Here is an 18,516-nt window from a genome sequence, read left to right as displayed (position 1 = left end):
GACCCGCAGACGTTGGAATCACATGGTGCGCCGGTTGTTACTCTTGTACGCCGTCGTCGAACTGGCGACGGTCTTCGCGCTGATCTCGACGGTCGGCTGGGGCTGGACCCTGCTGGGTCTGCTGGTCACGTTCGTTCTCGGCTGGGGCCTGTTGGCGCCGATCGCGGGATCGCAGCTGATTCGCGACCTCGGGCAGCTGCGCTCCGGTCGCAAGGAACCGCGCACCACCCTGGGCGACGGCGCGCTGGTGACGGTGGCGACGGCGCTGGTCCTCGTCCCGGGGTTCGTCACGACGGTCCTGGGCATGCTGCTGCTGCTTCCGCCGGTGCGCTCGGCCGCCGGGCCCGGCGTGACCCGGATCGCGCTGCGCAGTTTCGGGCGCAGCGCACCGCTGCTGAGCTACGCGTCGACCTTCACCGAGAGCTTCACCAGGAATGACTACATCGACGGCGAGGTCATCGACGTCCACGATGTCGAGCCGGCGGCGTTGAACCGACCCGTTACCGGCGAGCCCGAGCACTGGGGCGGCCCCCGATACGCGGTCGGCCCGAACTGACGGCGCCCGGCGCCGCTGCACGTAGTTTTGCGGTGTGACCCCGATTCTGACCACGCTGCTGCTGAACGGGCGGGTGCACAGCCCCTCCCATCCCGACGCGACCGCGATGGCGGTGCGCGGCGACGTCGTTGCGTGGCTGGGTAGCGATGACGTTGGTCGCCGACAATTTCCCGACGCCGACGTGGTGGATCTCGAGGGCGGCTTCGTCACCCCGGGATTTGTGGACAGTCACATTCATCTGACGGCGACCGGGCTCACGCTCAGCGGGCTGGATCTGCGGGAGACGCCCTCGCTCGGGCAATGCCTGCGGATGGTTGCCGACTACGCCGCTGCCCACCCGGGCGAGGCGATCTGGGGACATGGTTGGGACGAGTCGTCGTGGCCGGAGAACAGCCCGCCGTCCACCGCCGAGCTCGACGCGGTGCTCGGTAACCGGCCGGCCTACTTGGCGCGCGTCGACGTCCACTCGGCGCTGGCTTCGACGGGCCTGCGCAGGCTGGTCCCGGAGCTAAAGGCTGCCCGCGGATTCACCGCCGACCGGCCGCTGGCCGGCGACGCCCACCACCTGGTCCGAGCCGCCGCCTGCAGCTTGCTGACCGCTACGCAGCTGGAGCAGGCTAGGACCGCCGCCCTGGGAGCCGCGGCCGCCGCCGGCATCGTCGCCGTACACGAATGCGCGGGACCCGAGATCGGTGGCCTCGACGACTGGCTGCGGCTGCGCGCCCTCGACCACGGCGTCGAGGTGATCGGCTACTGGGGTGAAGCGGTCAGCACCGCCGCGCAGGCCCGCGCGCTGATGGAGCGGACCGGCGCCCGCGGGCTGGCCGGTGACCTGTTCGTCGACGGTGCCCTGGGGTCGCACACGGCCTGGCTGCACGAGCCCTACGCCGATGCGCCGGACCGCGTCGGCACCTGCTACCTCGATGCCGACGTCATCGAAGCCCATCTACGGGCATGCACCGAGGCGCAGGTGACGGCCGGTTTCCATGTCATCGGCGACGCCGCGGTCTCGGCCGCGGTCGACGCGTTGGAACGAGTCGTCGCCGACCTCGGGGCCGTCGCCGTCGCCCGTTGCGGGCACCGGCTGGAGCACCTCGAGATGGTGACCGCCGACCAAGCGGCCAAGCTGGGCGCCTGGGGTGTCATCGCCAGCGTGCAGCCCAACTTCGACGCGCTTTGGGGTGGTCGCGACGGCATGTACGCCGACCGTCTCGGTGCCGAACGAGCCGGCCCGCTCAATCCGCTTGCGCTGTTAGCATCCCAAGGCGTGCCCCTCGCGCTAGGTTCTGACGCCCCGGTGACGGGTCTCGACCCGTGGGCCAGCGTGCGCGCGGCGGTCCACCACCGCACCGCGGACAGTGGCGTGTCGGCCCGGGCCGCGTTCGCCGGTGCCACCCGCGGCGGCTGGCGCGCCTGCGGTGTGCGGGACGACAACATGGGGACCCTGGTGCCCGGTGCTCCGGCGTCGTACGTGGTGTGGGACGCCGGCGACCTCGACGTCCACGCCCCGGATGACAGTGTCCAGCGGTGGTCGACCGATCCGCGGTCGCGGGTTCCCGCGTTGCCCCGGTTGGACCCGACCGCCGACTTGCCGCGGTGCCGGCGGACCGTGCACCGGGGTGCTGTCATCCATGGCTGACGACGAAGCCGACCGCCGCGACGACGCCGCCGATCTCGACGACGACCTTTACGACGACGGCGACGACGACGATCTCGACCCCGACGAAGCCGAGCCGCACCCCAGCCGCCCGGGCCTGGCCGCTCGGCTGGCCACCGCGCCGGCCCGCGGGATCGCACGGTTGGGCAAGGGGGCGGCGGCGCGACTGCCCGGCATGGGCGCCGCGCTGCGGCCCCGGCTGCCGCGGCTGGCGGCCACCCTCGGCGGCGGAGCCCTGCTCTGTGCCAGCTTCCCGTCGGTGAACTGGTGGTGGGCCGCCGTCGTCGCCGCCGCGCTGCTGGCGTGGGTGCTCAAACATGCCGCCACCACCCTGGCGGGCGGATTCGGCTACGGATTCCTGTTCGGGCTGGCGTTTTATGCACCGCTGCTGCTGTGGATCAGCCTGCTGGTCGGCGCCGTCCCGTGGCTTGCGCTGGCCACGATGTGTGCGCTGTTTCCCGGCATCTTCGGCTTCTTCGCCATCGTGGTGCGTCGACTGCCCGGCTGGCCGCTGTGGTTCGCGGCGCTGTGGGCAGCCCAGGAGTGGCTGAAGTCGATCGTGCCGTTCGGCGGCTTTCCCTGGGGCGCGGGGGCTTACGGGCAGGCCGATGGGCCGCTACTGCCGTTGGTTCAACTCGGCGGGGTGTCGCTGCTCTCCTTCGGTGTCGTGCTGCTCGGCTTCTGCGTCACCGCGATCGCGCTGGAAATCGTCGACTGGTGGCGGACCGGCAGCCGAACGCGCAGCGACGTCCCGGACGAGGACACCGGCGAGGAAGGCGCGCCGCCGCCGGCGGTGGTGTTTCCCGGTGTCTGCTTCTGCCTGGTGTTGTTCGCCGCGGTCATGGTGTGGCCGCAGGTGCGGCACTCCGGCGCCGGATCCGGTGGCGAACCGACGGTCACCGTCGCGGCCGTGCAGGGCAACGTGCCGCGGCTGGGCCTCGGCTTCAACGAGCAACGGCGAGCGGTGCTGGACAACCATGTCGACGAAACTCTGCGACTGGCCGAGGACGTCCGAGCGGGGGCCGCCCCGCAACCGCAATTCGTCATCTGGCCCGAGGACTCCTCGGACATCGATCCCTTCGTCAACGCCGATGCCGCCCAACGGATCGCGGAAGCAGCCCATGCGATCAACGCCCCGATCCTGATCGGTTCGGTACTGGCCGTGCCGGGCACCGAACAAGGACCCGTGCAGTACACCAACACCGCCATCGTCTGGAACCCGGTCACCGGACCGGCCGACCGCCACGACAAGGAGATCGTCCAGCCGTTCGGGGAGTACCTGCCGATGCGGTGGCTGTTCGAGCGCCTGTCCGGCTATGCCGGACTGGCCGGCAACTTCGTACCCGGCAAAAGCACCGACGTGGTGCAGATCGCCGGCGTGCCCGTCGGCGTGGCCACCTGCTGGGAGGTGATCTTCGACCGGGTGCCGCGCAAGGCCGTGCTCAACGGCGCCCAACTGCTGGCGGTGCCCGCCAACAACGCCACCTTCAACAAACGCATGAGTGAGCAACAGCTGGCGTTCGCCAAGGTTCGGGCCGTCGAGCACGACCGGTACGTCGTGGTCGCCGGCACCACCGGGATCAGTGCCGTGATCGCCCCGGACGGCGCCGAGTTGGTCCGCACCGATTTCTTCCGGCCCGCCTACCTGGACATCCAGGCACGCCTCACGACCAAGCTGACACCGGCAACCCGATGGGCACCGATTGTGCAATGGGTCCTGGTTGCGGCGGCCGGAGCGGTCATTCTGGCCGGAATACGGCACAATGGGAGCTTCCCGCGTCCGATTCGGCGGCGGTCCAGGCCGTCGGCCGCAGACGGCGGAGCGGCCCTGGACGAACTCCGGCCCGACGAGGAAGCCCCGACGACCGTGCACGACGCTGCGCCGGACACCGCCGGCGACTACACTCCGCTCCACCAAAAGGGCGGCCGAAAACCGCGTTATCTCGGGCGACACAGAGGAGATAAATGACCACGGGCGAGCAGGCGACCCGGGCCCCGGGCAATCGTCCCAGCCAGCGTGTCCTGGTTATCATCCCGACGTTCAACGAGCGGGAGAACCTGCCGCTGATCCACCGGCGCCTGACGGACTCCTGCCCAGACGTGCACGTGCTGATCGTCGACGACGGCAGCCCCGACGGCACCGGCGACCTCGCCGACGAGCTGGCCGCCGCCGACGGCGGTAGGACCCACGTCATGCACCGCACGGCCAAGGACGGCCTCGGCGCCGCCTACCTCGCAGGTTTCGGCTGGGGCTTGAGCCGGGACTACGCGGTGCTCGTCGAGATGGATGCCGACGGCAGTCACGCGCCCGAGCAGCTGCGCCGGCTGCTGGACGCGGTCGACTCCGGAGCCGACCTTGCCATCGGTTCACGCTATGTCGAGGGCGGCGCGGTACGAAATTGGCCGAAGCGGCGCTGGGCGCTGTCCTGGACCGCCAACACCTACGCGCGGCTGGCACTCGACATCGACATCCATGACATCACCGCCGGCTACCGCGCCTATCGCCGCGAGGTCCTCGAAGCGATCGATCTCGACGGCGTGGAGTCCAAGGGCTACTGCTTCCAGATCGACCTGACCCGGCGCAGCCTCGACAGCGGGTTCATCGTGGTCGAGGTGCCGATCACCTTCACCGAGCGCGAACTCGGCGTCTCCAAGATGACCGGATCCAACATTCGCGAGGCGCTGGTCAAGGTCGCGAAGTGGGGCATTGAGAGCCGCCGGAACGGCGCTCGGGCCGCTCGGGCCGCCAACCGCGCCTAATCGAAGGGGCGGTCAGCCGCGCCGCTTGGACCGGATCAGCTCGAGGCGCTCCTTGAGCAGCTCTTCGAGTTCCTCGACGGTGCGGCGCTCCAACAGCATGTCCCAGTGCGTGCGCGGCGGCTTGACCTTCTTCGGCTCGGGCAGGTCACCCTCGATCAAGGTGCCTTCCATACCGTTGCGGCACAGCCAGGTGCCGGGGATGTCGGCGTCGTCGGCGAACGGAACCTCGAATTCCTCGCCGTTCTCGGTGCGGTACTTCGCGACCTGACGCGGAGCCAGGTCGTGGTTGCGGTCGGTCTCATAGCTCACGGCTCCGAGGCGACTGCCCCTCAGTACACGATCAGCCATGGCTGTTACTCCTTTTGATTGCTCTGAGCTCTAAACTCCGGCTACGCATTCTATTCGCATAGCAAACGTTCGGACGTTATGCGCAGTGCCCGAGCCGACACGCGGCATTCGCGACTCGACCGTCAATGATACCGGGATCGCGGCGCGGGGCCGACTAAAGTTGGCAGGCGTGAGCCGCCGTTCCCACCCACAACCCTGCCGCTGGTGCGGTCGCGACGTGACCGCGGTCGGAATGGGTCGGCGCCGCCAATACTGTCGGCAGTCGTGCCGGCAACGGGCCTACGAGCAGCGCGCGTCGATGAACTGGGGCGAGCTATCGGCCCTGCCGGCCGATGCCGTGGTGCTGACGGCCGACGACGCGTCCGATCTTTCAGACCGGCTCTACCAGGTGCGATGTGCGGCGGAGGATGTGGCCACGGCGCTGGACGAAGGCGCCGAGGCCGCCGAACTGCGTCAACTCTGCGAGGTCCTGCTGCGCGCGGCCCGGGCCGCGGATGGCTGGCGCAGGGCCGTCGTCTGAGCACGCTGACCAGGACCGCTGGTCAGGCGGGTACAGTCGCGCCAGCATCGGACGTTTTGAAATCTTGTCGGAGTTGGACATACTCACCAGCAACATCTTGGGTCGGAGCCGCACGACGTCTGCTCGTGCAGCAACTGCCGTGACTCGGCATCCGGTGGTTGAAGAAGACCAATGTTTAGGCAAGGGGTACTGAGGTGGATCAACTCCAGCATGCGACCGAGGCGCTGCGCAAAGCGCTGGTCCAGGTTGAACGCCTGAAGCGCACCAACCGTGCGCTACTGGAGCGCTCGAGCGAGCCGATCGCGATCGTCGGTATGTCATGTCGTTTCCCCGGCGGGGTCGATACCCCCGAGGGCCTGTGGCAGATGGTGGCCGACGGCCGCGACGTGATCTCGGAGTTTCCGACCGACCGCGGCTGGGATCTGGCCGGGCTGTATGACCCGGATCCGGACGCGCGCCACAAAACCTACGCCCACACCGGCGGCTTCGTCGACGGCGTCGCGGACTTCGACCCCGCGTTCTTCGGCATCGCGCCCACCGAGGCGCTCGCGATGGATCCCCAGCATCGGATGCTGCTGGAGCTGTCGTGGGAGGCGTTGGAGCGGGCCGGGATCGACCCCAGCGGGTTGCGCGGCAGTGCCACCGGGGTGTTCGCCGGCCTCATCGTCGGTGGCTATGGCATGCTCGCCGAGGAGATCGAGGGCTACCGGCTGACCGGCATGACCTCCAGCGTCGCCTCCGGGCGAGTGTCTTACGTGCTGGGGCTGGAGGGCCCGGCGGTGTCGGTGGACACCGCGTGTTCGTCGTCGTTGGTGGCGTTGCACATGGCGGTCCATTCGCTGCGGTCGGGGGAGTGCGATCTGGCCCTGGCCGGTGGCGCCACCGTCAACGCCACGCCCACCGTCTTCATCGAGTTCAGCCGGCACCGCGGCCTCGCTCCCGACGGCCGGTGCAAGGCCTACGCCGAGGCCGCCGACGGGGTCGGCTGGTCCGAGGGCGGCGCCATGCTGGTCGTGGAGCGGCTGTCCGACGCCCGACGGCTGGGTCATCCGGTGCTGGCGCTGGTCCGCGGCTCGGCGGTCAATCAGGACGGTGCCTCCAACGGGTTGACGGCGCCCAACGGTCCGTCGCAACAGCGGGTGGTGCGGGCGGCCTTGGCCAGCGCCGGTTTGTCCACGGCCGATGTCGACGTGGTGGAAGGCCACGGCACCGGCACCACGTTGGGCGATCCCATCGAGGCGCAAGCGTTGCTGGCGACGTATGGCCAGGATCGCAGCGAGCCGCTGTGGTTGGGGTCGATCAAGTCGAACATGGGTCACACCCAGGCCGCTGCCGGGGTGGCCGGGGTGATCAAGATGGTGCAGGCGATGCACCACGAGACCCTGCCGGCGACGTTGCACGTGGATCAGCCCAGCTCGCATGTGGATTGGTCGGCGGGCGCGGTGTCGTTGTTGAGCGAGGCGCGACCCTGGCCGGCGACGGATCACCCGCGCCGCGCGGGGATTTCGTCGTTCGGGATCAGCGGCACCAACGCGCACGTGATCGTCGAATCGCCGCCGTCGCAGGAACCGCGCGAGCCCGCCCCCGCACCCGCCGTGGTGCCATGGGTGCTGTCGGCAAAGTCGTTGCGGGCGTTGACTTCTCAGGCCACACGGCTGGCCGCGCACGTAGCTGCCGACGACGAACTCAACATTGCCGACGTGGCGTGGTCGCTGGCGGGCCGGGCGACCTTCGAGCACCGGGCCGTCGTCATCGGTGCTGACCGCGACCGGCTGCTGGCCGGGCTGGGCGAGCTGGCCGCCGACGACCCGGGCGGCTCCGTCATCCGGGGCGCCGCGCAGTCCGCGGGCAAGCACGTCTTCGTCTTTCCCGGCCAGGGGTCCCAATGGGCCGGCATGGGCATCGAATTACTGGATACCGCACCGGTATTCGCCCGGCACATCGAGGTATGCGCGGAAGCGTTCGCCGAATTCGTCGACTGGTCGCTGATCGATGTGCTGCGTGGTGCGCCCGGCGCTCCGGGCATTGACCGCGTCGACGTGGTGCAGCCGGTGCTCTTCGCGGTGATGGTGTCGCTGGCCGAACTGTGGAAGTCGGTCGGCGTCAACCCCGACGCCGTGATCGGTCACTCGCAAGGCGAAATCGCCGCGGCGTATGTCGCGGGTGCGCTGTCGTTGCGGGATGCCGCGCGGGTGGTGACGTTGCGCAGCAAGCTGCTTCGCTCGCTGGACCACCCCGGCGGCATGGTATCCATCGCCTGCGGTACCGAGCGGGCACGGGAGTTGCTGGTGCCCTACGGCACTCGGATCAGCATCGCCGCCGTCAACGGCCCGGCCGCGGTCGTGGTATCGGGTGAGGTCGCGGCGCTGGAGGAACTCATCGGCTTCTGCGCCGACCTGGATGTGCGCACCCGGCGCATCGATGTGGACTACGCATCGCATTCGGTCGAGGTAGAGGCGATTCGCGACGAGCTGACCGCGGCGCTGGCGGGCATCGAGCCGCGCACCTCGCGGGTCGCCTTCTTCTCCACGGTATCCGGAAGCCGTTTGGACACAGCAGGTTTGGACGCCGCCTACTGGTACCGCAACATCCGGCAGACCGTGCAATTCGACCAGGCAGTGCGCACCGCCTGCGAGCACGGCTATCGGACGTTCATCGAATCCAGCCCGCATCCGGCGTTGATCGCCGGTATCGAAGACACCTGCAACGACTCTGGCGCTGCCGGCGACACCGAGCCGATCGTCATTCCCACCCTGGGCCGTGACGACGGCGGGCTGGAGCGGTTCCTGACGTCGGCCGCGGCCGCGTTCACCGCGGGCGTGCACGTGAACTGGCGCGGGGTATTGGACGGGGCCGGCTTCGTCGAGCTGCCCACGTATGTCTTTGACCGACGCAGGTTTTGGCTGTCCGGCGACGGCATCGGCGCCGACGTCGCGTGGTTGGGACTGGGAACCAGTGAGCACGCGTTGGTCAGCGCGGTCGTCGAGCTGCCGGCTTCGGGCGGGGTGGTGCTGACGGGCCGCTTGTCGCCCGGCTCGCAGGGATGGCTGGCCGATCACGCCGTGTCCGGCACGGTGGTGTTCCCGGGCGCGGGGTTCGTGGAGTTGGCCATCCGCGCCGGGGACGAAGTCGGATGCTCGAGGGTCGACGAGCTGACGCTGCAGGCGCCACTGCTGCTGCCGGTCGGCGATGCCGGATTCGGTTCGGTGGCAGTGCAAGTCGTGGTCGGAGCCGGCGACGACTCGGGGCAGCGCAGTGTCGAGATTTTCTCGCGCCGCGACGCCGACTCCGCGTGGGTGTGCCACGTCGAGGGGACGTTGAGTCCCGCGCCGGTCGAGCCGGGTGCCGATCTGTCGGCGTGGCCGCCGCCGGGTGCGATCGCGGTGAACGCGGCCGACGGCTACGAGAAGTTGGCGGCCCGCGGATACGGCTACGGCCCGGCGTTCCAGGGAGTCACCGCCACCTGGGTTCGCGGCGACGAAGTGTTCGCCGAGGTGCGGCTGCCGGACGCGGCTGGAGGCGTCGGCGGGTTCGGGGTGCACCCGGCATTGCTCGACGCGGCAATGCATTCCATGGTGATCGCCCACCACGGTGACGATGCCGACCTGGTGTTGCCCTTCGCATGGCAGCGCATCTCATTGCATGCCGCGGGCGCGTCGGCGGTGCGCGCGCGGATCGCGCCGTCGGGTACGTCGGGAGTCTCAAACGGAGTCTCGATCGAGCTTGCCGACGGGCTGGGGCTGCCCGTGCTGTCGGTGGGCGCGATGGTGGCCCGCCCGGTCAACGAGCAGCAACTGCGCGCGGCGATCTTGAGCTCGGGCCCCGACCGGCTGTTCGAGGTGGTGTGGTCGCCGGCCCCGGCGGTCACCGTCGCTGACGTTCCATCGTACGGGCGGTTCGAATCCCTTGCCACACAAGATGATCCGGTAGCAGCCACGTATCAGCGCACCCACCAGGCGCTGGTGGCCGTGCAGTCGTGGTTGACCGAGCGCGAATCGGGAGTTCTGATCGTGGCCACTCGCGGCGCCATGGGATTGCCGGGGGAGGACGTCACCGACCTGGCAGGCACCGCGGTATGGGGGCTGGTGCGCTCGGCGCAGACCGAGCACCCGGGGCGGATCGTGCTGGTGGATTCCGATGCCCCACTTGACGACAACAGCACGGCGGCCATCGTGGCGTCCGGTGAGCCTCAGGTGCTGCTGCGAGGCGGGGCGACCTACATCGCGCGGGTCACCGGCAGCCGCGCGATCGACGGGATCTTGGTGCCGCCGGCCCAGGGCCCCTGGCGGCTGGGCATCAGCAATGCGGGCACCTTCGAAAACCTGTGCCTGGAGCCGGTTCCCAACGCCGGAGCCACGCTGGAGCCGGGCCAGGTGCGAGTTGCCCTGCGCGCCATCGCCACCAATTTCCGCGACGTGATGATCACCCTGGGCATGTTCACCCATGACGCCCTGCTCGGCGGCGAGGGGGCCGGTGTGGTGGTCGAGGTCGGGCCGGGCGTCACCGAATTCGCGGTCGGCGATTCGGTTTACGGATTCTTCCCCGACGGCAGCGGCACACTGGTCCCCGGCGACATCCGCCTGCTGCAGCCGAAGCCAGCCGAGTGGTCCTACGCCGAAGCCGCCGCCATCTCGGCGGTGTTCACCACCGCATACATGGCGTTCATCCACCTGGCCGACGTCAAGCCCGGCCAGCAAGTGTTGGTGCACGCCGCCGCCGGCGGCGTGGGCATGGCCGCCGTGCAGCTGGGTCGGCACCTGGGCTTGGAGATTTTCGCAACGGCCAGCCGCGGCAAGTGGGACACGTTGCGGGCCATGGGCTTTGACGACGATCACATCGGCGACTCGCGCACGTGCGAATTCGAGGAGAAGTTCCGGGCCGTCACCGGCGGGCGGGGCATGGACGTCGTGCTGGACTCGCTGGCCGGTGAATTCGTCGACGCGTCGCTGCGTCTGGTCGCGCCGGGCGGTGTGTTCTTGGAAATGGGCAAGACCGACATCCGCGACCCGGGTGTGGTGGCCCGGGAGTACCCGGGTGTCCGGTACCGCGCCTTCGACCTGTTCGAGCCGGGACGTCCCCGGATGCACCAGTGGATGCTGGAGCTCGCCGAGCTGTTCGACTCTGGTGTGCTGCGCCCGTTACCGGTGACGACTTTCGATGTGCGGCGGGCCCGTTCCGCGTTGCGCTACCTGAGTCAGGCCCGCCACATCGGCAAGGTGGTTCTCACGCTGCCCGACGCGTGGGCGGCCGGGACCGTGTTGATCACTGGCGGCACCGGCATGGCGGGTTCGACGCTGGCTCGCCACCTGGTGGCGCACCACGGCGTGCGGAACCTGGTGCTGTTGAGTCGGCGCGGGCCGGACGCGCCCGGATCGGCCGAGCTGGTGGCCGAATTGGCGGCGGCCGGAGCCCGGGTGCAGGTGGCGGCCTGCGACGCGGCCGACCGTTCCGCCCTGGCCGCGGTGATCGCCGATATCCCGCAGCTGTCCGCGGTCATCCACGCCGCCGGTGTGCTCGACGACGCCGTGGTCACCTCGTTGACACCCGAGCGGGTGGATGCGGTGTTGCGGGCCAAGGTGGACGCCGCCTGGAACCTGCACGAGCTCACCCGCGACCTGGATGTGTCTGCGTTCGTGATGTTTTCGTCGATGGCCGGCCTGGTGGGCTCGTCCGGTCAAGCCAACTACGCGGCCGCCAACACGTTCCTCGACGGGTTGGCCGCGCATCGGCGGGCACACGGATTGCCGGCGATCTCGCTGGGGTGGGGGCTGTGGGACCAAGCCAGCGCCATGACCGGCGGACTCGACGCCGCCGACCTCGCCCGGCTGAGCCGCGACGGAATCCTGGCGTTGTCGTGCGACGATGCGATGGAATTGTTCGACACCGCCTTGATCGTCGACGAGCCGTTCGTCGCACCCGCCCGTATCGACCTGGCAGCGCTGCGCGCGCACGCCGCCGCGGTGCCGCCGATGTTCACCGACCTGTTCAGCGCGCCGGCCCGCCGTCGGGTGGACGACTCACTGGCCGCCGCGAAGTCGAAATCCGCTCTGGCGCATCGTCTGCACGGGCTTTCCGAAGCCGAGCAGCACGCCGTGTTGCTGGATCTGGTCCGTTCGCACATCGCGACGGTGTTGGGTAATACCACTGTCGAGGCGATCGACCCGGACAAGGCGTTTCAGGACCTGGGCTTCGACTCGCTGACCGCGGTCGAAATGCGCAACCGGCTGAAAACCGCGACCGGACTTGCGCTTTCGCCAACCCTGATCTTCGACTACCCGACGCCCAACGGACTGGCCGGCTACATATGCAAGGAGCTCGGCGGGGTCCCGCACGAAATCGCACACGCGCCGGTTGCGCAGGTCACCGGCGACGACCCGATCGTGATCGTGGGCATGTCGTGCCGCTACCCGGGCGGGGTGAGCACTCCCGAGGATCTGTGGCAGATGCTGATCGAGGGTCGTGACGTGGTCACCGAATTCCCGAGTGACCGCGGCTGGGATCTGTCCGGCGTGTACAACCCGGACCCCGATGTTCCGGGCACCTGCTACACCCGCACCGGCGGATTCGTGGACGGGGTCGGGGACTTCGACGCCGCGTTCTTCGGCATCACGCCCAGCGAGGCGCTCGCGATGGATCCGCAGCAACGGATGTTCCTCGAGCTGTCCTGGGAAGCCTTGGAGCGGGCGGGGATTGAGCCCGGCACGTTGCGCGGCAGTGCCACCGGCATGTTCGCCGGCGTGTACACGCAGGGGTACGGCATCGGCGCGGCACCGACCGCCGAAGGCTTCCGGCTGACCGGCCAGTCGTCGAGCGTGGCGTCGGGCCGGGTGTCGTATGTGTTGGGGCTGGAGGGCCCGGCGGTGTCGGTCGACACGGCTTGTTCGTCGTCGCTGGTGGCGCTGCACATGGCCGCGCAATCGCTGCGGTCGGGCGAGTGCGACCTGGCCCTGGCCGGCGGCGTCACGGTCAACGCCACACCCGACATCTTCGTGGAGTTCAGCCGGATGCGCGGCTTGTCGGTGGACGGCCGGTGCAAGGCGTACGCGGGCGCGGCTGACGGCACCGGATTCTCCGAGGGCGGCGGCATGCTCGTCGTCGAGCGGTTGTCGGATGCCCGCCGGCTGGGCCACCCGGTGCTGGCGGTGGTCCGCGGCTCGGCGATCAACCAGGACGGCGCCTCCAACGGCTTGACGGCCCCCAACGGTCCGTCCCAGCAACGGGTGGTGCGGGCCGCGTTGGCCAGCGCCGGTTTGTGCACGGCCGATGTCGACGTGGTGGAAGGTCACGGCACCGGAACGACTTTGGGCGATCCCATCGAGGCCCAGGCATTGTTGGCGACCTACGGGCAGCACCGCACCGAGCCGGTGCTGCTGGGCTCGATCAAGTCGAACATGGGTCACACCCAGGCGGCCGCCGGCGTGGCCGGGGTGATCAAGATGGTGCTCGCGATGCGCCACGGGCTGCTGCCGGCGACCTTGCACGTGGATCAGCCCAGCCCGCATGTGGATTGGTCGGCGGGCGCGGTGTCGCTGCTGACCGAGGCACGGCCGTGGCCCGCCGCGGGACGCGTGCACCGGGCGGGCGTGTCCTCGTTCGGCATCAGCGGCACCAACGCCCACGTCATCATCGAGGCCGCCCCTGCCGGCGTCGAGGACGTCGTCGAGTACCCGAACGTGCCGGTGTTGCCGTGGGTGATATCGGCAAAGTCGTTGTTGGCGTTGAGCTCCCACGCGTCCCGGCTGGCCGCGCATCTGCGCGCGCACGGTGAACTCGACGTCGCCGACGTGGCGTGGTCGCTAGCGGGACGGTCGCACTTCGAACACCGGGCCGTCGTCGCCGGCAATGATCGCGACCGGCTGCTGGCCGGCCTCGACGAGTTGGCGAGCGGTGAGATCGGATCGGTTATTCGGGGGACCGCCCGAGGCGGCAAGACCGCCTTCGTCTTCCCCGGCCAGGGCGCGCAGCTGCTGGGCATGGGCAGGGACTTGCACGCCGGATACCCGGTGTTCGCCGAGGCGTTCGACGGCGTGGTGGCAGAACTCGACCGGCACCTGTTGCGCCCGCTGCGTCAAGTGATGTGGGGACACGACGAAAACCTGCTGAGCACCACCGAGTTCGCCCAACCTGCGTTGTTCGCGGTGGAAGTGGCGTTGTTCCGGCTGCTCGAATCCTGGGGCGTGCGGCCCGACTTCGTGATGGGTCACTCGATCGGCGAGTTGGCCGCCGCGCACGTCGCCGGTGTCTTGTCACTGGAGAACGCCGCCGTGCTGGTGGCCGCCCGGGGCCGCTTCATGCAGGCGCTGCCGGCCGGCGGGGCGATGGTCGCCGTGCAGGCCACCGAGGAGGAAGTACGTCCGCTGCTGGCCCACGAGGTTGGCATCGCGGCGGTGAATGCGCCGGGCTCGGTCGTGATTTCGGGCGCCGAAGCCGAGGTGATCGCGATCGCCGAGCGGTTTCGCGCCGACGGGCGCCGCGTGCACCGACTCGCCGTCTCGCACGCGTTCCACTCGCCGTTGATGGAGTCGATGATCGACGAATTCGGTACGGTCGCGGCCGGACTCGCCGTCGGCAAGCCGACCATTCCGGTCGTGTCGAACGTGACCGGCGAGCTGGCCGCAGCCGACTTCGCGACGGCGGCCTATTGGAAGCGGCACGTGCGGGAGGCGGTGCGGTTCGCCGACAGCGTGCGCTTCGTCCATGCGGCCGGTGCCACCCGATTCCTGGAAGTCGGGCCCGGCAGCGGCCTGATCGCATCGATCGAAGAGACCCTTCCCGACGCACCGATCCTGACGATGTCCGCGCTGCGTAAGGACCGGCCGGAGCCGGACACCTTGATCGCTGCCGTCGCGCAGGGGTATGTGGCCGGGATGGACGTGGACTGGCGCGCCGCGATCGGCCGGGCCAACTTCGTCGAGCTACCGACCTATACCTTTGAGCGACGGCGGTTTTGGCTCGCGGGCGACGGCGCCCCGGTCGACGCGGCCGGTCTGGGCCTGGCGGCCGGCGAACACCCGTTGCTGGGTGCGGTGGTCGAGTTGCCGGCCTCGGGTGGGGTGGTGTTGACCGGTCGGTTAGCGCCGAGGATGCAGACCTGGCTGAACGACCACGCCGTCGGCGGGGTCGTGCTGTTCCCCGGGGCCGGATTCGTCGAGTTGGCGATCCGGGCCGGCGACGAAGTGGGCTGCGGCGTCGTCGACGAACTGAATCTTGCCGCGCCCCTGGTGTTGCCGCCCGGCGGGTCGGTCGCGGTACAGGTGGTGGTCGGCGCTCCGACCGAGGAGGGCACCCGTGCGGTGTCGGTGTTTTCCCGCGCCGAGGCCGGTTCCGGCTGGTCGTTGCACGCGGAGGGGATGCTGCGTGCGGGCTCGGCCGAACCGAGCGCGGACCTGTCGGCGTGGCCGCCGGTCGGTGCGGTTCCGGTCGACGTCGGTGACGGCTACGAGCGGTTGGCCGAACGCGGATACGGGTATGGGCCCGCGTTCCGCGGCTTGACCTCGATGTGGCGCCGCGGTGACGAAGTGTTCGCCGAAGTCAGCCTGCCCGCGGACGCCGGCGTGTCGGTGGCCGGGTTCGGCATGCACCCGGTGCTGCTCGACGCCGCGCTGCACGCGGTGATCCTGGCCTCCGACGGCGACGAGCTCGCCGAGGGTTCGATGTTGGTGCCGTTCTCCTGGCAGCAGGTGTCCCTGCACGCGTCCGGTGCGGCGGCGGTGCGGGCGCGAATCGTGCCGGTGGGCGATTCGGCGGTGTCCATCGAACTCGCGGACGGCCTTGGGCTGCCGGTGCTTTCGGTGGCGTCGATGGTGGCCCGCCCGGTGTCCGATCAGCAATTGTTGGCCGCGGTGTCCAACTCGGGTCCGGACCGGCTCTTCGAAGTCGACTGGATCGTGCAGCCGTCGTCCTCGGCGCCGCCCGTATCGGTATCCGCCTGGGGCGCGCCGGAATCCGTGGCCGCCGAGGGGCAGCGTTCGGCCGTGGTGTTCGAGTCGGCGCCCGTCGCCGGGGACATCCTGGCCGGGGTGTACGCGGCCACTCGCGCGGTGCTGCCGGTGCTGCAGTCGTGGTTGGCCCGGGAGGGGGCCGCGACGCTGGTGGTGGCGACCCGGGGCGCGATGCCGTTGCCGGGGGAGGACGCCACCGATCTGGCCGGCGCGGCGGTGTGGGGCCTGGTGCGCTCGGCGCAGACCGAACATCCCGGTCGGATCGTGCTGGTCGATACCGAGGCTCCACTCGACGACGAAGCGGTGGCCGCGGTCCTGGCCGCCGGTGAGCCGCAGGTGTTGCTGCGCGGCGCAAAGGTTTACCTCGCCCGCGTGCACGGCAGCCGGGCCGTCGGCAGTCTGCTGGTGCCGCCGGGCGACGGCCCGTGGCGGCTGGGCATGAGCAGTCGCGGCACCTTCGAGAACCTGCGACTGGAACGGATCCCCGACGCCGACGCGCCCCTGGGGCCCGGTCAGGTACGGGTCGCGCTGTCGGCCATCGCGGCCAACTTCCGCGACGTGATGATCGCGCTCAACCTCTACCCCACCCCGGCCGCGGTGATGGGGATCGAGGCATCCGGCGTCGTCGTCGAAACCGCTTCACCCGACGGTCGTTTCACGATCGGCGACCGAGTGATGGGCCTGTTCCCGGACGGCACCGGCACGATCGCGGTCACCGACCAGCGCCTGCTGGCGAAGGTGCCCGCGGGCTGGTCGCACACCGCGGCCGCGACCACCACGGTCGTTTTCGCCACGGCCTACTACGCGCTGACAGACCTGGCCGACGTCAAGCCCGGCCAGCGGGTGTTGGTGCACGCCGCGGCCGGCGGTGTCGGAATGGCGGCCGTGCAGCTGGCCCGGCACCTGGGCCTGGAGGTCTTTGCGACGGCCAGCCGTGGCAAGTGGGACACGTTGCGGGCCATGGGCTTTGACGACGACCATATCGGCGACTCGCGCAGCCTGGACTTCGAGGACAAGTTTCGCGCCGTCACCGGCGGGCGGGGCATGGACGTCGTGCTGCATTCGCTGTCCGGCGAGTTCGTCGACTCGTCCCTGCGACTGGTGGCGCCCGGCGGCATCTTCCTGGAGATGGGCAAGACCGACATTCGCGAGCCCGACCAGGTGGGCGCCGATCACCCGGGTGTGCGGTACCGCGCCTTTGATCTGTTCGAGGCGGGGCCCGAGCGCATTCGGCAGATGCTCGACGAGCTGACCGCGCTGTTCGGCGAGGACGTGTTGCGGCCGCTGCCGGTGACCAGGTTCGACGTGCGACGCGCTCCGGCCGCATTGCGGTACTTGAGCCAGGCCCGCCATGTCGGCAAGGTCGTGATGACCATGCCCGGTGGCTGGTCGGCCGGAACCGTACTGATCACCGGCGGAACCGGGATGGCCGGCTCGGCATTGGCCCGCCACGTGGTGTCGCGACACGGTGCGCGCAACGTGGTGTTGGTGAGCCGTCGTGGGCTCGATGCCCCCGGCGCTGCCGAGCTGATGACCGAGCTCAGCGCGACCGGGGCCCAGGTGCAGGTGGTGGCCTGTGACGTGGCCGATCGGGAGGCGCTGGCCAAGGTGATCGCCGATATTCCGGTGCAGCGACCGCTGTCCGGTGTGATCCACGCGGCCGGGATGCTCGACGACGCCGTCATTTCCTCGCTGACGCCCGAGCGGGTGGACGCGGTGTTGCGGGCCAAGGTCGACGGGGCGTGGAACCTGCACGAGTTGACCCGCGACCTGGATGTCGCTGCCTTCATTCTGTTTTCGTCGATGGCCGGGTTGGCCGGAGCGTCAGGTCAGGCCAACTACGCGGCCGCCAACTCCTTCCTGGACGGGTTGGCCGTGCACCGGCGTGTCTGCGGCTTGCCGGCGATGTCACTCGGCTGGGGTCTGTGGGATCAGGCCAGTGCCATGACCGGGGCGCTGGGCGCGGCGGATCGGGCCCGGTTCGGCCGCGACGGCATCGTCGCGATGCCGTCGGATGAGGCACTGGAATTGATGGACACCGCGCTGATCGTCGACGAGCCGTTCCTGCTGCCGGCCCACATCGACCTGGCGGCGCTGCGGGTGAAGTTCGACGGCGGAACATTGCCGCCGATGTTCGTCGATCTGATCAACGCGCCCACCCGGCGCCAAGTCGACGATTCGCTGGCCGCGGCGAAGTCGAAATCGGCGCTGCTGCAACGCCTCGAGGGCCTGCCCGAAGACGAGCAGTTCGCTGTGCTGCTGGACTTGGTGCGCTCCAATATCGCCACGGTGCTGGGCAGCTCCAGCCCCGAGGCCATCGATCCGGACCGGGCGTTCCAGGAGCTCGGCTTCGACTCGCTGACCGCCGTCGAGATGCGCAACCGGTTGAAATCGGCTACCGGTCTGGCCCTTTCACCCACGCTGATCTTCGACTACCCCAACTGCGCCGCGCTGGCCGGCTATATGCACGCCGAGCTGGTCGGGACGGGTGAGCAGAGCGCTCCGGCCGCCGCGCCGGGTGAAGCCGACATTCAGCGCGTGGTGGGTTCGATTCCGGTGAAACGACTGCGCCAGGCCGGCGTGCTGGAGTTGCTGCTCGCGCTGGCAGCCGAAGACGACGCCGCGCAGGCCTCGGCCCCGGGCGTGAGCACCGAGAAGGACATCGCGGACATGGACCTCGAGGATCTGCTCAATGCCGCGTTGAGCGATGACGACGAATAACCGATGAAAACGC

General features: G+C 69.7%; 7 protein-coding genes. 6 read left to right on the top strand and 1 reads right to left on the bottom strand.

What is annotated here, in order from left to right; translation table 11 throughout:
* The first annotated feature begins 22 nt into the window (after positions 1-22).
* The 4 genes from T428_RS0108545 to T428_RS0108530 all read left to right on the top strand — a co-directional run bounded on the left by T428_RS0108545 (position 23) and on the right by T428_RS0108530 (position 4,973).
* Positions 23-556 carry an FxsA family protein gene (locus tag T428_RS0108545; protein WP_025736147.1) on the top strand — a complete coding sequence of 178 codons (534 nt, stop codon included), beginning with the start codon at positions 23-25 and terminating at the stop codon, positions 554-556.
* 106 nt (positions 557-662) lie between these two features.
* Positions 663-2,195: an amidohydrolase gene (locus tag T428_RS0108540; RefSeq protein WP_084298694.1), complete on the top strand. Its 1,533-nt coding sequence runs from the start codon at positions 663-665 to the stop codon at positions 2,193-2,195.
* The gene (gene lnt / locus T428_RS0108535; RefSeq protein ID WP_025736145.1) at positions 2,188-4,182 is read left to right on the top strand and encodes an apolipoprotein N-acyltransferase; all 1,995 of its coding nucleotides are present in this window, start codon (positions 2,188-2,190) and stop codon (positions 4,180-4,182) included. The genes T428_RS0108540 and lnt overlap by 8 nt, the downstream gene beginning before the upstream one ends.
* On the top strand, positions 4,179-4,973 hold the full coding sequence (locus tag T428_RS0108530) for a polyprenol monophosphomannose synthase (protein WP_025736144.1): 795 nt from the start codon (positions 4,179-4,181) through the stop codon (positions 4,971-4,973). Before lnt ends, T428_RS0108530 begins: the two co-directional genes overlap by 4 nt.
* A gap of 12 nt (positions 4,974-4,985) precedes the next feature.
* Here T428_RS0108530 and T428_RS0108525 read toward each other — a convergent pair whose 3' ends face one another.
* On the bottom strand, positions 4,986-5,321 hold the full coding sequence (locus T428_RS0108525) for an RNA polymerase-binding protein RbpA (protein WP_025736143.1): 336 nt from the start codon (positions 5,319-5,321) through the stop codon (positions 4,986-4,988).
* A 169-nt stretch (positions 5,322-5,490) separates the two neighbouring features.
* On the opposite strand from T428_RS0108525, the gene T428_RS33515 reads away from it, so the two are divergent.
* A complete protein-coding gene (locus T428_RS33515) occupies positions 5,491-5,841 on the top strand; it encodes a nucleotidyl transferase family protein (protein ID WP_084298693.1) in 351 nt (116 codons plus the stop codon).
* Positions 5,842-6,035: 194 nt separating this feature from the next.
* Complete coding sequence (locus T428_RS0108515; protein WP_025736141.1) at positions 6,036-18,503, top strand: type I polyketide synthase; 12,468 nt, start codon at positions 6,036-6,038, stop codon at positions 18,501-18,503.
* The last annotated feature ends 13 nt before the right edge of the window (positions 18,504-18,516 follow it).

This window comes from Mycobacterium genavense ATCC 51234 (genome assembly GCF_000526915.1).
Lineage (GTDB): Bacteria > Actinomycetota > Actinomycetes > Mycobacteriales > Mycobacteriaceae > Mycobacterium > Mycobacterium genavense.
This window is presented reverse-complemented; position numbering and strand designations above follow the sequence as displayed.